Below are 18,649 nucleotides of genomic sequence, written 5' to 3' on the forward strand. Positions count from 1 at the left end.
ATGATTTTAATCCATGTTATTCAAATTAGTATGGTTATTATATTGGTAGTCCAAACTAATTTTTACTTCAACTCGTTTTTTGATAAAGCAACTAAAAAACCTAACCGATTTATCTACTTTATTATCGTTGGTTTGCTAGGTTACCTATATTACATTAATTCACAAACCTCATTCATTCTGCAATGGATATTAGGCTTGCTTGTTATATTTAGTTTTGCACAATCTTATAAAGTAGAAATGAAAACAAAGATCATTTTCACAACTCTTTATGGTGTTTTAGTGTCTACTACAAGTTTTATATCCAATTTTTTATTATACAGATTAGATCCGGTTGGCTATAGTAGCTCTGATTCTTTAGATTTGAGAGATCATATATTGGATATGAAGGTTGGTTTATTTTCGTATTTTCTTATGTTTGTTATCATTCAGCTCATTAGACTATTTGCCAAACGTAGAAGGTTGTCTTTGCACTATCGTTATTATGTTCTGTTTTTGATTACGCCTATTGCAAGTATAGTGCAATTGAATATTCTCAATTATAAAGACGTTGCTTCTTTCCTTTCAGCCATTGGAATTCTCTTCATAAACGTGATCACTTTTTATATTATTGATAATATTATTGATAAATTTCAATTTATGAATAAGAACAATCAGTTGCAACAACAGATGGATTATCAAGATGCAAACTATGAAAAAGTCGTCCATAGCTTCAAATCAGTTAAAAGAATTATTCATGATACAAATCAACAGTTTCTATATATAGAAGAATGTATTAAGCGAAATGAGCTGGCAACAGCACTGGAACATATTAAGACGACATTAAATAAGGTTGAAGGCGCCTATCAACGAGTTAATACGGGTAATTTAGTTATAGATGCACTCGTAACAAATACACTTAACATTGGGCAAGCGAATGGAATACGAATAGATACAAAACTTAACTTAAATTCAGAAGTCGTCCAAATTGACCGATACGACTTGTGTGTTGTGGTTGGCAATATGTTGGATAACGCAATCGAAGCTTCAAAAAAGGTGAAGATCGCAGAAGATCGGTATATTTTAGTTAAGATATATGCTACAGAGTCTACGCTTCTCATTCACATTCTAAATCATATGGAAAACGAAGTTGTTCATTTACAAAGCCAAAAACAAAACCCCGAACTTCATGGAATTGGATTAACAAATGTAGCAAGAATATGTGACAAATACGGCGGACATATGACCATTGAAGTGAAAAATAAAGCTTTTAATAATATGGTCCTGCTACCATTTCTAATAAACAATCCTTAGACAACTATGTTGTTTAGGGATTGTTTTTTGCGTTTCAAGGTTCTTTTTTATATAACGACGAACTTCCTTTTATGCTGGATGTAGCGCAAAAAACATTTGAATGTAGCTATAAGGAGGAAGTAACAGTGAAGAAGACAGTTTCTATATTAATTGCCACAATGCTCATTACAATAACGGTAACACCTGCTTTTGCTAAAACGAATCTTGATCCTGTAAAAGAAAAGGCACACCAATTGGCGTCTACGATGGTATCCAATTATGGGGTAAGCGGAATACAGTATGCCATTATGGATAAAGGCTCTATCGTTTTATCGAGCAGTGCGGGTGTATTCGATAAAGCTACCAATGAACCGATAACAAAAGATACGATGTTTGCGATAGCCTCAATAAGTAAAGTGTACACTGCTGCTGCAACGATGATGTTAGCTGACTCTAAGAAGATTGATATTGATAAACCGCTCGTCACCTATTTGAAAGAGTTTAAAATGAACGATGAACGATATATGTTAATTACGCCTCGTATGTTAATGAACCACTCATCAGGACTTTATGGTTCACATTACGGAAATAGCTCGTTGTTTGATGATAATGATACAAGAAATCAAGATGGATTATTATTAAGTTTACAATCACAACGTTTAAAGTCGAGCCCAGGCGAATATTCAGTATATTGTAATGATGGATTTCAGTTACTTGAATTATTGATTGAACGAGTTAGTGGTTTAAGTTATAGCAAATTTATTGAGACCTATATTAGTAAGCCTCTTCAGTTGACCTCTACCAAAACCCCACTTGATTCATTTGATAGAGGTAAGCTCGCAAAAACGTATTATCCTACAATAGATCAGGCTTTACCAGTAGAAAACTCAGTTACAATTGGTACGGGTGGCTTATATTCAACCGCAGAAGAAGTTGCTAAGTTCGCTGAAGTAGTAATAGGAAACCGAACAGATATATTATCTGAAAAGTCGGCAACAGCGATGCAAGCTCATGAGTATAGAAAAGGGATGTGGGTTTCTGAAGAGTTTAATTACATTAATTTTGGCCTTGGCTGGGATGCAGTTAGTCTAGCCCCATTTAGTAATTATGGTATAACGGCATTGTCTAAAGGTGGAGATTTGCAATTGTATCACTCAGCGTTGATTACTCTTCCAGAACATAATATTTCTATGGCTGTACTTTCATCAGGAGGGACTTCAGTTTTTAATACGGCATATGCCTCTTCCATTTTATTGGAATATGTGAAAGCGAAAGGTATCATTAAAGAGATCCTTCCTCCAAAAACATTTGAACCTGCCTTAAAAGTTGATATGCCATCAGATCTGTTATCTTACTCTGGAGTATACGGATTGGTAGGTGAAACGTTTAATTTCGAAATAAAAAATGGAGAGATTAATTTACCTGCTCTAATAGGGGGCATGATTCCATCTCAAACATATGTGTATACCGGCAATGGACAGTTTAAAAACAAAGATGGAGATGTAGCGATAAGCTTTGACAAACAGAAGAATGGAAAGATTTATATAAAGCTTAATGCTCAGTTGAATTTCCCGGGATTAGGATATGGGGTTGCCGCACTGTATGAATATCAAAAATTAGATCCCAATCCTCTAAGTCAAGCAACAAAATCAGTATGGGAAAGTAGAGACGGGAAAAGTTACTACACTGTAGATGAGAAAATAACTTCATTAGCGTATCTACAATCAAGTTTGACCCAATATATATCCGTTGATATCGATCATGGCTATGCATCGGGTGCTAAAATTGTCGACAACAATCTTGCAGTAAACGTCGTTGAAATTCCTGTATTATTTGGAAGGGATACATTTGATTTGAACTTTTATAACGAGAACGATAGGGAGTATTTAAAAGCTGCTGGACGAACCTATGTGAGCGAAGACGCTATTCATTCGATTTATAACGGTAACTCATCAACTGCCACCATTCCATCAAATGGTCACACGGTTTGGTATAAACTTGATAAAAAATTATCAAATCGAGTTATGAGTGTGGATGCTCCGACAAGTGGAGGATTTGCCGTTTATGACGCAAAGGGAATGGTTGTGAATTTCTCAAAGGCTACAAACAATTATTCAGTAGTTCTGCCTGAAGGTGGAATGATTGTATTTGGCGGTAATGCGGGGGATGTATTCAAAATTAAGTTGAAGAATAAATAGGCTCGTCCAATAGAGAAGATAAAGTGAAGCAGGCGAATTATATTCGCCTGTTTTTTACGGATAGATATTGATCAGCTTTGTAACAATATAGAAGAGAGATAGTATGATTTATTAACACAAGTTCAGTCAGAAGAAGGGAACTACTATGCAAAATAGGGTTAGAAATCATAGGTTTATTCATGCCTTTGAAATTGTTTTGTACGTCATATGCGGATTATCCATTATTTATTTTGGCACGATCGGAGCATATGGAAAATGTTTTCAAGCTGCTCTCATCATTACCGTTCTTTTGCTCTTTAGAGGATTAATCATTTGGACGAAGAGTGAATTGCCTCCCGCACTGCGATTGTCGGTACTGATCTTTATCGTAATCACGATGATGCTTGCCAACTTATTTAATATGTATGCTGTCATTCCCTATCTAGATAAAATTGAACATCTGATGTCTGGTGTTATTTTATTTTTTGTAGGACAATTCATCGTGAACAAAATGGCTAAGCGTAAAGGATTAAACAAATTGCCTGCAACGATCATCATTTGGTTCGCCTTCTACTTCTCAATTGCAATGGCTGGAGTTTGGGAAATCTATGAGTTCACAGTGGACCAGCTATTCGGACTTGTTTCGCAAAATGGCAGTTTAACGGATACGATGATTGATATCATTTGCGGGACGGTGGGGGCGGTCTGTGCAGTCATATATCAACTTTTAAATCCTGATTTTTCCTAAAACAATCCAAAACATGGTAGAATTATTCACTTTTCCACGGTATAGTGGAGAAGGATATAGTGCTATTTAATTCTGTATTGGGAGAGGAATTGTCAGATGAACCAGAGATATCGCAAACGGAATACGTCTGCTTTTACAGCGGCATCGTATTTTGCACTCGCTTCAGGTCTTTTTCTATACTGTTTAGGTGTGTATAACGCTGATTGGGAATTAAATGTAAAAGGGTATTATTTGCTTTGTATGGTGTTAATAACGATTACCTGTATCGTTGTGCAAAAGGTCGTAAGGGACAATACGGAAGATAAAGAAATTCGTTTGGAAAATCCGAAACATCGAATGAGAAATACAGGAGCTTTTTCTGCGATGGCTATTGCAGGTTTAGTTATCGGGTACGTGATGTTTTTAATTGGCCTTTATAACGCTCCATTTGAGTTAAATGTTAAAGGATATTACATAGCTGTTATTTTGTTGATATCATATAGCGCCATTGGCGTCCAGAAAGTAACAAGAGATAACGCAGAAGACAAAGAAATTATTGCCGAAGAAGATGCGAAAAGGACTTTTCAGGGGTAACCTTCGATCTTTAAATTAATCTGAGTCTACTTTTCAGTAGAATACTGATTCGTTAACGAATCGTATTGTGCTTATATTGAAGGAAATGACTTGTAATTAGGTCTAACGAACTCCAGTAACGTTATCGAGTAGTTTTTGAGTGAAATAAAGTCACTTTGCTCGGAATAAGCATTCTGGGGTTCGTTAAAAGTTTTAAACGATACAATTTATTCAAATAAGATTTACTGGGTTCGTTAGCCAAAAGCTCGGGAACGTGCGCTAATACTAATAACGATTTGAAAGCCCCAATGAAGAAGAAGCTTATCTTCATTGGGGCTTTGGTTATTTATTGGTCATTTTGCGGAATGACGAAGTTACGAAATGACTTCAACTAATCGATTACTGCCAGTTTGTATGGAAAGAACCTGTTACATCAGTCCGTTCATACGTATGGGCGCCGAAATAATCCCGTTGTGCTTGCAAAAGGTTAGCATTTGACATGCCTGTCCGATAAGAATCGTAATAAGTTACGGATGAACTTAAACATGGAAGCCCGATACCGTTAGTGACGCCGTCACAAACAACCTTTCGTAGTCCAGCTTGATACTCTTTGACCTTTTCAGCAAAGTAAGGAGCGATTAATAGATTCGCAAGACCCGGCTGTGCTTCATGCGCATCGCTGATTACGTTCAAAAATTGTGCACGAATAATACAACCACCGCGGAAAATGCGAGCAATATCCTTTAAAGGTAAACCCCATCCGTAAAGCTCAGAACTCTTTTTATATTGTGTAAATCCTTGTGTGTAAGCACAAACTTTGCCCATATATAAGGCTTGTCTAACGTGCTCTATCCACAAATCTTTATCTAAACTTGGCTGATCCGAATCCGGGCCGGATAGAATTTCTGCTGCAATAACCCTCTCTTCTTTCAAAGAGGAGATATAACGCGCAAACAGAGACTCTGTAATGATTGATGAAGCAATACCGTTATCGATTGCTTGCATGCTTGTCCATTTGCCTGTGCCTTTTTGTCCTGTTTTATCAAGAATGACATCAATCAGCGGCAGACCTGTTAAGTCATCCTTTTTTCGTAAAATTTGGGCTGTAATTTCGATCAAATAACTTTTCAGCTCACCCTGATTCCATGTTTCAAAAATAGCAGCAATTTCATTAACCGCTAAGTTCAACCGTTTTCTCAAAAAAGTATAGGCTTCTGCGATTAATTGCATATCAGCATATTCGATGCCGTTATGAACCATCTTTACAAAGTGGCCCGAACCTTTTGGACCAAGATAAGCACAACAAGGTTCTCCGTCCACTTGGGCTGCTATCTTTGTAAGAATAGGAGCTACTTTTTCATAAACGTCTCTATCTCCACCAGGCATGATCGAAGGTCCCTCTAAAGCACCAACCTCGCCTCCAGAAATACCGATTCCTAAATAACCGATTCCTTGTGCTTTCAACTCATCATATCTACGTTCTGTATCTTCGTAATGGGAGTTTCCACCGTCCATAATGACATCGCCAGCTTCAAGGAAAGGCACTAGTGCAGCTATTACCGAATCAATCGGTTTGCCTGCTGTGACCATAAGGAAAATTTTCCGTGGTACTTCTAAAGATTGAACAAAATCTTGAACTTCGTAGTAGGGCTGAATGGATTGACCTTCAAGTTTAATAATAAGTTTATCAGTTAAATCTCTCGTATAATTATAGACAGCGACACGCTCACCTTTATTAGCCATGTTCAAAGCGATATTACTGCCCATAACTCCTAATCCAATGACGCCGATTGTATTCAACATATCTGTCTGCACCTCTTTGCAAGATTAATAGACAGTAAGCCCTCACTTATACACCTAGAAAATACTAAGTCTATAAGCAGGGCCACTGCCTGGAAATGATGGTTTATACGACTAGACTTAGCAATAGAACAAATCCTAATCCACATACAGAAACGATTGTTTCAAGCACTGTCCATGTTGCAAATGTTTCTTTCATCGTTAGACCAAAGTACTCTTTGAACATCCAGAAGCCAGCATCGTTAACATGGGAAGCGATCAAGCTGCCCGCGCCTGTTGCAAGCACGACCAAAGCAAGATTAACGTCCGTTTGTCCAAGAAGTGGAATAACTAGACCAGCAGTTGTAAGAGCTGCAACTGTAGCAGAACCTAATGAAATACGTAAGATTGCAGCGATCATCCAAGCAAGCAAGATTGGTGATAATGATGTTCCGTTGAATATTTCAGCTACATAGTCACCTACGCCGCCATTAATCAATACTTGTTTGAAGGCTCCGCCACCCCCGATAATCAAAAGCATCATACCAATATGAGTAATCGCAGTTGTACAAGATTCCATAATTGTTTTAATTGGAATTTTTCTTGCTAATCCCATCGTGTAGATAGCCACTAGCAAGGAAATCAACATAGAAGTTGATGCATCACCGATGAAACGGATAGCTGCAAGCAAACTATTATCTGCGAAGCCCATCGTTTTTTGAAGCAAAGTAATAGTAGTACCAATCGCCATTAGAATAACAGGAAGCATTGCAGTAAATACACTGATACCAAACCCAGGTGTATCTTCTAATTTAAATACTTTTTGTTCACCTAAAGAGGCGATGTTGCCCGTTTTCGTAAATGATGCAGGTACGAATTTTTTTGCAAGCTTAGTAAATAGAGGTCCAGCAATAAGAACGGTTGGAATGGAAATAATGAAACCGTAAAGTAAAACTTCACCAATGTCCGCACCATATTCACCTGAAATAACAGTAGGACCTGGATGAGGAGGCAAGAAACCATGAGTTACGGACAAAGCCGCAGCCATCGGAATACCAAGATAAAGGATAGAAATTTTAAGTTCTCTTGAAATCGCGAATACGATTGGAATCAACAACACTAGTCCTACTTCGAAAAATAACGCAACACCGATAATGAATGAAGCAGCTACGACTGCCCATTGAATATTTTTTTCGCCAAACTTATGAACGAGGGTCATCGCGATACGTTGAGCACCGCCAGAGTCAGCGATGAGCTTACCCAACATTGCTCCAAGACCAAAGACTAACGCTAAGTGACCAAGTGTTCCGCCTATTCCGGTTTCAATGGTTTTGACAATTTCGTTTACAGGCATTCCAAGTGCTAAAGCGACACCAATTGATACGATAATTAATGAAATAAAGGTGTTTAATTTGAATCCCATTATTAAAATTAATAATGCTAAAACCCCAATGGCTACAATAACTAATGGCATTGTCGTTTCCCCCTGATGTTTATCTAGTTAGTTCTTGATTAAACTTCTTTGGTAATTAGCAATCTTTGTGTAGTCCTCTTCTAGTACTCTGGATAGACTAATGAAAATCGCAAGCAGCTGCCTATATTCCTTTGTTGCTTCTTCATTTGGTGTATGTTTGACGGTAGTGCCCACCATTTCAGAAACGACTTCGAACGAATCGATTTTCCCTGTCGCATACAGACCTAAAATACAAGCACCTAGGCAAGAGCTTTCGTAGCTTTCTGGAACAACAACTTCAGATGCGAATATGTCGGACATCATTTGCCGCCACACATCAGATCTTGCGAAACCTCCAGTAGCTTGAATGCGAGTTACAGGTGAGTCCATACATTCGATTAATGCTAAAAAGACGGTGTATAGATTGTATATAACCCCTTCTAGCGCTGCACGAATCATATGTTCTTTCTTATGTGACATCGTCAAACCGAAGAATGAGCCGCGTACGTCCGGATTCCATAATGGAGCACGTTCACCAGCAAGGTATGGATGGAATAACAATCCATCAGAACCTGGTCTGACACGTTCTGCAATCTTCGTTAATACCTCATAAGGATCAATTCCTAGTCTTTTTGCTGTTTCTACTTCCGAAGAAGCAAATTCATCACGAATCCAGCGAAGGACCATACCGCCATTGTTTACCGGTCCGCCAATTACCCAATGATTTTCTGTTAAGGCATAACAGAAAGTTCTGCCCTTATCATTTGTTTTTGGCTTGTCGATAATGGTACGAATGGCACCGCTTGTCCCGATAGTGACAGCAATTTCTCCTTTACGTATCGCATTGACACCCAAATTAGAAAGAACGCCATCGCTTGCGCCAATAACAAATGGTGTTTGCGGATCGATGCCAATCTGTTTAGCTAAGCTTGCATCACAACCTGTAAATATTTTGGTTGTTGGTACGAGCTGGGATAATTGGTCAGGTGTTACGCCAGCAATCGTTAAAGCTTCTTCATCCCAATCCAGTGTATGGAGATTCATCATACCCATAGCTGAAGCAAGGGAATGATCCACCACATATTGATCAAAGAACTTTTTGAAAATGTATTCTTTAATTCCAATATACTTTTTGGTCTTAGCTGCGATCTCTGGCAAATCATTCACAATCCATGTGATTTTACTTAATGGCGACATGGGGTGAATCGGTGTTCCCGTACGCTTATAGACCTCATGACCATTTAATTCTTTTTTAATTTTATGTGCCCATGCTTCACTTCGGTTGTCTGCCCAAGTAATACAAGGTGTTAGTGGTTGATCATCTTCATCCATTGCAATGACACTATGCATTGCACTGCTGAATGAAATAAACAACAACTTTTTCTGGGAATGATTTTTCATAATATTTGAAACGGCTTGCAAGGCTGCTTGGAAAATTTCTTCTGGGTCTTGCTCAGCTGTCGACATATCCGGTGTATAAAGCGGGTATCCAATATTTTCGTTTTGAATGACATCGCCTTTTTCACTAAATAAAACGGCTTTTGTACTTGTTGTGCCGATATCTACAGCTAACATATAGTTAGTCAATTTTTTGCCCAACTCCTTTTGAAAGCATTTGTTGTGATGTCCACAGATCTTCTACCTTCCCCTGAACATCATCAAAGTTTTCATGTAATGACTGAATCATGAGGTCTCTATCTTTTGTTTTGATTGCTTCTATATAAAGTTCATGATTTTTTATAATTCGGTTAAAGTCTTCTTGCTTTTCTTTTAAGCGCTTACGCATGGACAAAAGAATCATACTTTCCATAACAGGCTTCAAATTGTTCCAGATCATCACGATGTGTGAATGATTTACTGAACGAATAATCGTTTCATGGAACAAGACATCTTGGTATGAAAACTCATCAGCGTCACTATATTTGATCGAGACTTTCATCATTTCTAGTATTTTACTAAGTTCCTTTACTAATTCATGAATGTCCATCTTTACAATTCGTTCAAATACAAATGATTCTATGAGCAAGCGGACATCATATATTTCTTCTATTTCTTTTTCTGATAAACCAACAACAACCGCACCCATTCTTTCTAAACGGATCATATTTTCAGTTGCCAGTATTTTTAACGCTTCACGAATCGGTGAGCGACTGACAGCAAAATCGGCAGCTAATTTATTTTCTGAAAGAATGGTTCCGCTTTCAATCTCGCCGGAAATAATGCGCATTCTTAATTCGCAAGCTACACGATCACCAGAAGAAGCTTTCGAAAGCCATTTGGTGGGATATAGAAACTCCCGTGATTGGGTCATCTGTTCACCTTCTCAATCGAATTAGTATACTTGTATACAAGTATTATAACTAATAATAAAAATATTGCAAGCGCTTTAATTTGGTTGCTGTTAAAGCCTAATATTTCAGATTATGCTCTAGCATTATTCGCTTGCTATCACAGGTAAATTACACGAAGTAAATGATTTATTAGCTATTTCAGGAGTCTTGATTATCAAGTGCTCCTTTTTACAGTCTATTGTGATATGTATTCTGTGTAGATAGGTATAAGAGTATCCTATTAGAAATAAGGCGTTTCTTTTATCATTAACGTAGTCAAATAATGACATTCGTATAGTATAATATAGTAATTGTGAACTAGGATTGTCATGCATCTTTAGGAGGGGTAACAGGTAGTATGGGAATCAAACGGAAAAAGCTCGTGAATGTGCTAAAATTTCTTTTTCCTGAAACTCAGATGGTGAGTTTAGTTAGAGAAAAGGGGTTTTTCACTAAAAAGGAAACCCCTCCGGCTCCATCAGGAGCGGGGCAGTACTCGCAACCAATGCAGTATAGTGGAAATGTTGGTCATCCAAGTACAGGTCATGGTTATGCAAATGCAGGATATCCCGCACCACATGCAGCAAATCAGGGTCAGCAGCCACAACATTCTCAATCTAAGCAAATGCCAATGAATCCTTCTTCTGAGATATCTCAAGGAAAAACGGATAAAGCTGTAGCTCCAAAGCAGTTGGATCAGCTTTTTCAGGAAGTGGAGAAAAACGTTAATAGTAAAGTAATCGGGCAGCAATTATTCACTCAAGACTTGGTAGCTGGGTATAAACAGGGGTACATAAATAACAATTTAAATAGAGTGAAGAATGTTATTTTGCTCGCCGGTGCAGCCGGGACGGGTAAAAAAACAGCTTTGGAAAAAATAGTGAGGGAGCTACATACGAACGAGTTAACCACCAGTCCACGCATTTCGGATATCAATCTGAAACGTTATGAAGCTGATGAAATAACAGGAAACTTCATTAAAGATATGGCTGAAGCCTTTCAGCATCCAGCAGGTACAGTAATATTTAGAGGAATTAAGGAAGCTGACCCTACTATTATTAACTTGGTCGCACAGCTGGCTAAGGAAGACAGCTTCCGAACCAAAGAAGGCGTTCGGATAAGCGCAGCGGGCTATTTCATCATTTTCTATATCGATGAGCCTGTAGAAAGAACGGGTCAGTATGGTCAGCTTCCCTCTGAGCTTACAAGGCATCTACCCGCAAATATCTTACAAACGATTCAAGCAACTGCTATTGCCTCTCCACTAGATCGGGTGACGATGCGGCGGATTGCTGAGATATTATTAGGGGCAGCGGTAAATGATTTGTCACGGCAGTTGCAAATGACGATTACAATCCATCCTTCTACGTATGATGCTTTGGCCGATATAGCAGCCATGAATAAAACGTTTGGAGAGGCAGTAAAGGACTGGATTGAAGGCGAACTTACGGTCGTATTGTCAGGTTTACGGGCACGGAATGAAATTGAGCGCAATGCTTATGTTAATATCCAATATAAAAATGCCACTTTTGTTGTAGAGTCGAACACACTTGAAATTCCTATAAGAGCTGTATCGTTCGTTCAACAAGAGTCTATTGAAGATGTTTTGAAAGAATTAAACGCGCTAACTGGTCTAGAATCTGTGAAAAAGTTTGTGTATGAGCTTATGGAAACGGTTCAGATCAACAAGTTAAGAGCTAGAGAAGGTGATAGAGCTATTGCGATGTCGCTTCACATGGTATTCACAGGGAACCCCGGAACGGGAAAAACGACGGTTGCCCGCTTGATTGGTAGAATTCTAAAGTCGCTAGGGCTGCTTCCACAAGGCCAGTTAATTGAAGTGACCAGACAAGATCTAGTTGGCCAGTATGTAGGCTCTACCGCTCCGAAGACGATGGCTCGGGTTAATGAGGCACTCGGAGGTGTATTGTTCATCGACGAAGCATATACGCTCGCGCGTCATGATAATGATACATTCGGGATAGAAGCAATCGACACAGTAGTTAAAGCAATGGAAGACAATAGAAATAATTTGGTTGTAGTGCTGGCAGGGTACACGCAAGAGATGGAGACGTTTCTACGTTCTAACCCTGGTCTGCGTTCAAGGTTCCCATTCATTGTAGAATTCCCAGATTACAAGGCAGAAGATATGCTTGAAATCATGACACAAATGGTGGGCAGAAATGGTTTTAGGATTGAGCCTAGCATTAATGAAGGTTTAGTAGAATTGTTTGATCAAAAGCAAATTCCGGGCCGCAATGACAGTGGTAATGGGCGACTCGTTCGTAACTTATTTGAAGAGGCTGTTCGTAAGCAAGCAACTCGTATTGGTGGGATGTTGGCGGACAAAATAACAGATACGGACTTGCAATTATTGATCGAGGCTGACTTTGGAATTGGAGAAAAGGAAGCCTTTAATATCGAAAATGAGCTTGCTGGAATCGTTGGCTTGGATTCCGTCAAAATGTTCGTCCGAACGCTAGAGAAGCAACTTATCGTGGATCGGATGCGGAAAGAAGCAGGCGTTTTAGTAAATACGGGACAAACGCTCAATATGATTTTCTCAGGTAACCCTGGAACTGGAAAAACAACAATGGCTCGTTTACTTGCAGGTATGCTTCGGTCAATGGGGTATTTGAAAAAAGGACAATTAATTGAGGTAGACCGCTCTGATCTAGTCGGTCAATATGTCGGTCAGACTGCTAATAAAACGAAGCTTGTTGTTGAATCAGCTCTTGGTGGGGTGCTGTTCATCGATGAAGCCTATGCGCTGGCGCAAGATGGTGTGCAAGGCGGGGGCTTCGGCAAGGAAGCAATTGATACGTTGGTTCGATTAATTGAGCTCCATAAAGACAATTTAGTTGTTATTTTGGCTGGTTATACCGAAGATATGCAGCGGTTTGTCCAAATCAACCCGGGGTTGTCCTCACGTTTCCCACTACATATAGAGTTTCCTGATTATACGGCAGAGGAAATGCAACAGATTGCCTCAATTATGATTAAGGCACGTGGTTTTGTTCTGGCTCCTTTCGAAGCGGGATTGCTTACTTCATATTTCAATGAGAAGCAGATTCCAGGTAAAAAGGACGGCGGAAACGGTCGTCTTGTTCGCAACATGTTAGAGAATGCTATACGCAAGCAAGCTGAACGTCTTACAGAACACTCAGATGTTCCGAAAGATAAATTGAATGAGCTTTCAGCAATAGACTTCGGACTAGTGGATAAAGCAGGTTTATCCGATCAACCGGGTAATGCGTTAGGAGCACTAGATGCCGTTGTTGGTCTGCCGTCTGTGAAAGATTTTGTGAGAAGTTTATCAGCACAAATTGAGGTAGCTAAGCGTCGTTCAGAAATGGGTCTGCCTAAAGCCTCTGCCCAAGCTCTCCATATGGTGTTCAAAGGAAATCCGGGAACGGGTAAAACGACGATTGCGCGAATTTTGGCTAAGAGACTTAAGGAGCTTGGTGTAGTCAGAGCAGAAACACTAGTAGAAACGGATCGTTCAGGCTTGGTTGCTGGATATGTCGGACAAACTGCGCTTAAAACAAAGGAAGTCATTGAGCGAGCGCTAGGCGGGATATTATTTGTTGATGAAGCTTACGCATTAGCGGAGGGAGATCAATTCGGTCAGGAAGCAATTGATACACTCGTCAAAGCGATGGATGATTACAGAGATAGGCTCATCGTTATACTTGCAGGTTATGACAAAGATATGGATCATTTCTTAAGCAGTAATGCAGGACTTAGATCTAGATTTCCTAATATTATTACTTTCTCTGATTACACAGCGGAGGAAATGTTGCAAATTGCGCATTTGATCGTTAAGGGGCAAGGATATGCGTTAGCTAATGAAGCTGAAGCAACGCTTCTCGCTATTCTTAAGACTTATGAGGGAGATATTACAGCAGGAAACGGTCGACTAGTCCGAAACTTGGTGGAAAAAGCGATAAGAATTCATGCTATGCGTATAAGTGCAAATACAAATGCTACGGCCGAGGAATTATCGACACTCGTATCGGGAGATTTTGAAGGATAGACGGAGGTGATGATATGAATGTAATTAAGTGGTTTTTTGCAATAATCTTCTTTCATACTGTAATGATACCATTTGTTATTGTGCTTACATTATTGTTGCCTATAATAACATTTTTTGAACTACGGGATGCTCTACAATACGAAATTCCAGCGCAAACCAACAGCATTTTCGTATTTTGTTATGTTAGTCTTTATGTTTATTTAGCGATGAGGTTCAAATTTTTGGGTATTCCTTATCGTAAGGTTACGATCCTGTTGCCACTGCTTCAATTCTGTTTATTTACCTACGTAGCAATTTCTGCAGGATTTATTTTTATTAATAAATGGGCTGATGAGGGGGCGTATTCTAAAGGAGAGGCTATTGCATATGCAATTATCGCCTTTATTGTCATTCGTTTACTAATGTCTTTGTTGTATTGGAAGTATCCTCTTGTTCAGCGGAAAGCAAATGAATAGAATACGATTTCTCAAGGAGAATAAAAGTGGATAACGAACACAAGAATATGAATCAGCCGAAATCAAACCAGCAAAGTGAATATTCGACAAATCATAATGTAAATGTTGGCGATCATTTAAGGCAGCAGATGGGAGCTGTAGGCCACCAATCACCCCCTAAGGTGAAAACAAAGAACAAGCAACGATTATGGGTTGGACTATCTGGACTTATTGTATTTATAGTTGTCTTGTATATGAGCGGATCTTCAACAGCTACTCTAAAGGATGTTCAAGCTAATGGAATAGGCAAAGGAATGGCTGCTGGCACAACATTAACAACAACAGATGAAACAGCGGATTTAGAGCCGAGAGATTACGAAATTGCGATGAAAAAGGATACGACCACTAGCCGCATGTTGATATGGGATTTTGCCGCGGAAGATGGCGATTTTGTAACAGTGAAGGTGGATGGGGTTGTACTTGCAACAAATATAGGCATACTGCATAAACCTATGGCATTTAATATCCCTGTTCCAAGTAAAGTTGAAATTATAGGTGTTAAAGATGGAGGCGGCGGTATTACATACGGGGTCAAATTTCCTGGGGCAGCTCAAAACAGCGTTTATTTCAACGCAACTCCGGTAGGTTCTGCTAATGTGTATACGGTAACTGGTCAATAATTGTTAATGATGAATAGTAGCGTGCCCCTTGGGATTTATTGCTCTACAATGCACAGGGGGCGAGCTGTTCATTCCAGATGATCCAGTTTACATTAGACTGCATGAATAGTTAGCTTTCTAATAAATAGGTTTATTTTCATTCCAATAATACTCATCAGGAAGATAACGTGGACCAAATACGTTTGTTCCCACTCTAATGAGGGTTGCTCCTTCTTCGATAGCGACTTTAAAATCCCCTGACATTCCCATTGAGAGGATGCCCATTTCTACACGAGGCAACTTCATTTCAATTATTTGTGCCTGTACTTGTCGTAATAGTCGGAAGCAACCTCTAGTTTCGTCATTTGTAGCATGTAATTTGCCGATCGTCATTAATCCCTTTATGGTTAACGTTTCAAATTGTGATAATTGACGAACCAACTCTAAGGCTTCCTCCGGTGGAACACCAAATTTGCTCTCTTCGTAGGAAGTGTTGACTTGTACCAATATGTCCATCGTTTTATTTTCTTTGAGGAGTTGATTGTGCAACGCCTGCCCTAGCTTTAAGCGATCAACCGAATGGATCAGCGTCACATGATGAATAACATCTTTTACTTTATTCGTCTGCAAATGACCGATGAAATGCCATTCGACTTGTTTGTACTGCTCCATGAGTGGGAGTTTGCCGCAAAGTTCTTGGGCTTTATTTTCGCCAAATAAGGTTGCGCCCTCTTGAATGGCTACTTGCAGCTTCTCAAGGGGAACTGTTTTTGTTGCGAGAAGCAACGTAACGTCATCTATATTTCTTCCTGAAATTTGGCATGCTAGTAGCATCTCTTGTCTAATCGCTTCGAGATTTGTTTTAACGATATGCGTCATATGATACCCTCTTTCTTTATACAAACTACGGTTTATTTCCTCACTATTTCTTCTACCAACTCGTCTAAAAATATAAATAGATGTCGATTCATTAACGTATAATCGTATTGCTTAAGCTGATCTGGTTGCTGAACGAATCGGTTATTGTTCTGCTCAGACAGTTGCGCTTCTGAATGAGCGATTAACAGCTCGATTAGCTCTTTTGTAAATTCCATATGACATTGAAAGCCGTACACACGTTCATTATATTGTATAATTTGACGGGGACAAGCTTCGCTATAAGCGATTATTGTGCAATCATCTGTTAATCCAGGCATATCATTATGCCAATGACCTACCGTACAAGTTTCACCGAAGTGTATGAATTTTGGATTGTTTTTGCTGTCCTCTGTAAAGAATATGGGGAAGTTTCCTATTTCCTTTTCTGGACTTCGCTCGCATCTTGCTCCCAAAGCTTCACCTATAAGCTGTGCCCCCAAGCAAACGCCTATTACCGCTTTATTCGCCTGGATGAAACGATTAATTAGTGCGATTTCCGCTGCAGCATCAAAGTGGGGACACTCTTCCAAAGTTGTAGTTGTACTCTGAGGGCCTCCTAATACTAGTAATAGATCAATTTCTTCAGGAGATGTTGGGAGTGCTTCCCCGGCATATAATCTGGAATATTCGATATGATGTCCTCTTTCCTCAGCCCAAATCTGAAATGCGCCAGGCCCTTCGAAAAGCTCGTGAATAATAAAATGAATACGCATAAGTTCACTCCTTTATATAAGTGATAAGTGATAAGTGGATGTTAAATCCGGCCATAAGGGAATCCGTTAATTTTTCATTATCATATCTAGTTCGATCTATTCGTTCAATCCTAGATCTTTACTCATAACGATAGGTATAGCCTATGAAATGGCTTTCACTATTCGCTAATACTGCTTTAACGATATAATTTACCTATGATTAGCTATAAGACGATTCGTATTACCTATTAAAATAGAAAGTAACAGGAGGGTGCTTGTGGAACTGAAGCAACTGGAATACTTTATGGCTGTATGTAAGGAACTGCACTTTACTCGTTCGGCTGAAAAACTAGGCATTGCGCAGCCTTCATTAAGCCAGCAAATACGTCTATTGGAGCATGAAATAGGTACCCCTTTGTTTGATCGCATAGGGAAAAAAACTGTGATTACAGAAGCAGGAAAAATACTGCAAAACCATTGCTATTCCATATTTGAGGAGCTATCCCAGGCGCAATTTGCGATTAATGAGCTACAGGGGTTACAGAGAGGAACGCTAAAAATTGGCGCGCTACTCACTGTCGTCAATTACTTGCTTCCAGAAGCGGTAATCGAGTTTCATCGCAGTTATCCTAATATCGAGCTGTCCGTACTTGGCCTTCGAACGGGAGACATATATAGTAGGCTTTTGCAAAATGAGCTTGATTTGGGTATTGTGATGCTGCCAATGGAGCACGATGAGTTGGAAGTTACTCCGTTATACAAAGATAATCTTGCCTTTGCAGTTCCTATCGATCATCCGATAGCTAAGCACGACGAAGCAAAAATTGATCTGTTACAACAGACATCTTCGATTCTTTTGCCCAACAGTTATTTTATGAGGGAGATCATTAATGAGCATTGTCGTTTAGCTCAATTTACACCTCGTCCGATACTTGAAATGACAACGATGGAGTCGATCATAACGATGGTCGAAAAAGGTGCAGGGATTACTATTTTGCCAAAAGCGTATCTGGAGCATATTGATAATAAGCTTATTCAAATCGTCCCCATTCATGAACCGGTTATTGGGATCGAAATTGGTGTCGTCTACCGAAAAAACAAACGTTTGGGCAGAGCAAGTGGGATCTTTTTGGAACAATTACTTGCTGCAGTAAAGAGATAATGACATAGGGACAAATCGTATTATCATTAATGGGATTACGCGAAAATAGGGAGACTTCTGATATGAGTTGTTTAGCTCATTTAGTAGTTTTCCTTATTTGCGTACAAACGGAGTAATAAAATAACTTGTTTATGGTTCTTACTTTTCACTTCGAATAGATGCAGAATATGTAAAGTTCTTTTATAACAGTACTCTCTGTCTATTAGCTGATAAAATTATTATCGAAGATGTGCAAATATACGAAAGAAGGACAACGAGGGTATGTTGCTTGAAAGCATGTAGCCTCTATTAATAGAGCAGGTTAGGACAAATCAACTTGCAAAGTCCCAGTTTCATGCTACAATAATTTGGAATAAAAGTACTAAGTTAGACAAATTAGCTTTGAGGGAGAGATGTTTAATGAAAAATGTATCGATTGTTGAAGGTGTCGTAGTCGGGGT

General features: G+C 39.1%; 14 protein-coding genes and 1 pseudogene. 9 read left to right on the plus strand and 6 right to left on the minus strand.

The features are described from left to right. The 5 genes and pseudogenes from I6N90_RS16775 to I6N90_RS25475 all read left to right on the plus strand — a co-directional run bounded on the left by I6N90_RS16775 (position 1) and on the right by I6N90_RS25475 (position 4,767). On the plus strand, positions 1-1,290 hold the full coding sequence (locus I6N90_RS16775; protein WP_197936779.1) for a sensor histidine kinase: 1,290 nt from the start codon (positions 1-3) through the stop codon (positions 1,288-1,290). 125 nt (positions 1,291-1,415) lie between these two features. After that, positions 1,416-3,467, plus strand: a complete 2,052-nt coding sequence (locus I6N90_RS16780) for a serine hydrolase domain-containing protein (RefSeq protein WP_197936780.1) — start codon at positions 1,416-1,418, stop codon at positions 3,465-3,467. Between the two features lie 145 nt (positions 3,468-3,612). Then, the gene (locus I6N90_RS16785; protein WP_197936781.1) at positions 3,613-4,194 is read left to right on the plus strand and encodes a hypothetical protein; all 582 of its coding nucleotides are present in this window, start codon (positions 3,613-3,615) and stop codon (positions 4,192-4,194) included. A 96-nt stretch (positions 4,195-4,290) separates the two neighbouring features. Further along, positions 4,291-4,473: pseudogene (locus I6N90_RS25470) on the plus strand (YiaA/YiaB family inner membrane protein); the annotation flags it as partial. Positions 4,474-4,530: 57 nt separating this feature from the next. Further along, positions 4,531-4,767 carry a YiaA/YiaB family inner membrane protein gene (locus I6N90_RS25475; RefSeq protein WP_442950968.1) on the plus strand — a complete coding sequence of 79 codons (237 nt, stop codon included), beginning with the start codon at positions 4,531-4,533 and terminating at the stop codon, positions 4,765-4,767. 378 nt (positions 4,768-5,145) lie between these two features. Here I6N90_RS25475 and gnd read toward each other — a convergent pair whose 3' ends face one another. The 4 genes from gnd to I6N90_RS16810 all read right to left on the minus strand — a co-directional run bounded on the left by gnd (position 5,146) and on the right by I6N90_RS16810 (position 10,289). Beyond that, positions 5,146-6,549: a decarboxylating NADP(+)-dependent phosphogluconate dehydrogenase gene (gnd, locus tag I6N90_RS16795; protein WP_197936783.1), complete on the minus strand. Its 1,404-nt coding sequence runs from the start codon at positions 6,547-6,549 to the stop codon at positions 5,146-5,148. A gap of 103 nt (positions 6,550-6,652) precedes the next feature. Then, complete coding sequence (locus tag I6N90_RS16800) at positions 6,653-7,999, minus strand: GntP family permease (RefSeq protein ID WP_197936784.1); 1,347 nt, start codon at positions 7,997-7,999, stop codon at positions 6,653-6,655. A gap of 27 nt (positions 8,000-8,026) precedes the next feature. After that, positions 8,027-9,565 (minus strand): gluconokinase, encoded by a 1,539-nt coding sequence (gene gntK / locus I6N90_RS16805; RefSeq protein ID WP_197936785.1) that lies wholly within the window; start codon positions 9,563-9,565, stop codon positions 8,027-8,029. Beyond that, positions 9,558-10,289, minus strand: a complete 732-nt coding sequence (locus tag I6N90_RS16810; protein WP_197936786.1) for a GntR family transcriptional regulator — start codon at positions 10,287-10,289, stop codon at positions 9,558-9,560. Before I6N90_RS16810 ends, gntK begins: the two co-directional genes overlap by 8 nt. 377 nt (positions 10,290-10,666) lie before the next feature. Between I6N90_RS16810 and I6N90_RS16815 the strand changes: the two genes are divergently transcribed. From I6N90_RS16815 to I6N90_RS16825, 3 genes are read left to right on the plus strand one after another with little or no spacing between them, the layout of a single operon-like run. Continuing rightward, positions 10,667-14,344, plus strand: a complete 3,678-nt coding sequence (locus tag I6N90_RS16815; protein ID WP_197936787.1) for an AAA family ATPase — start codon at positions 10,667-10,669, stop codon at positions 14,342-14,344. Positions 14,345-14,358: 14 nt separating this feature from the next. Then, complete coding sequence (locus I6N90_RS16820; RefSeq protein WP_197936788.1) at positions 14,359-14,799, plus strand: hypothetical protein; 441 nt, start codon at positions 14,359-14,361, stop codon at positions 14,797-14,799. Positions 14,800-14,825: 26 nt separating this feature from the next. Beyond that, complete coding sequence (locus tag I6N90_RS16825; protein WP_197936789.1) at positions 14,826-15,458, plus strand: hypothetical protein; 633 nt, start codon at positions 14,826-14,828, stop codon at positions 15,456-15,458. Positions 15,459-15,575: 117 nt separating this feature from the next. Here the strand turns inward: I6N90_RS16825 and I6N90_RS16830 are convergent, their stop codons facing one another. Both I6N90_RS16830 and I6N90_RS16835 read right to left on the minus strand, forming a co-directional pair. Next, positions 15,576-16,316 carry a YggS family pyridoxal phosphate-dependent enzyme gene (locus I6N90_RS16830; protein WP_197936790.1) on the minus strand — a complete coding sequence of 247 codons (741 nt, stop codon included), beginning with the start codon at positions 16,314-16,316 and terminating at the stop codon, positions 15,576-15,578. 32 nt (positions 16,317-16,348) lie between these two features. After that, positions 16,349-17,068 (minus strand): glutamine amidotransferase-related protein, encoded by a 720-nt coding sequence (locus I6N90_RS16835; protein WP_197936791.1) that lies wholly within the window; start codon positions 17,066-17,068, stop codon positions 16,349-16,351. Positions 17,069-17,324: 256 nt separating this feature from the next. Between I6N90_RS16835 and I6N90_RS16840 the strand changes: the two genes are divergently transcribed. Further along, positions 17,325-18,209, plus strand: a complete 885-nt coding sequence (locus I6N90_RS16840) for a LysR family transcriptional regulator (protein WP_197936792.1) — start codon at positions 17,325-17,327, stop codon at positions 18,207-18,209. Positions 18,210-18,649: the final 440 nt, after the last annotated feature.

Source organism: Paenibacillus sp. GSMTC-2017 (genome assembly GCF_016019935.1).
GTDB lineage: Bacteria > Bacillota > Bacilli > Paenibacillales > Paenibacillaceae > Pristimantibacillus.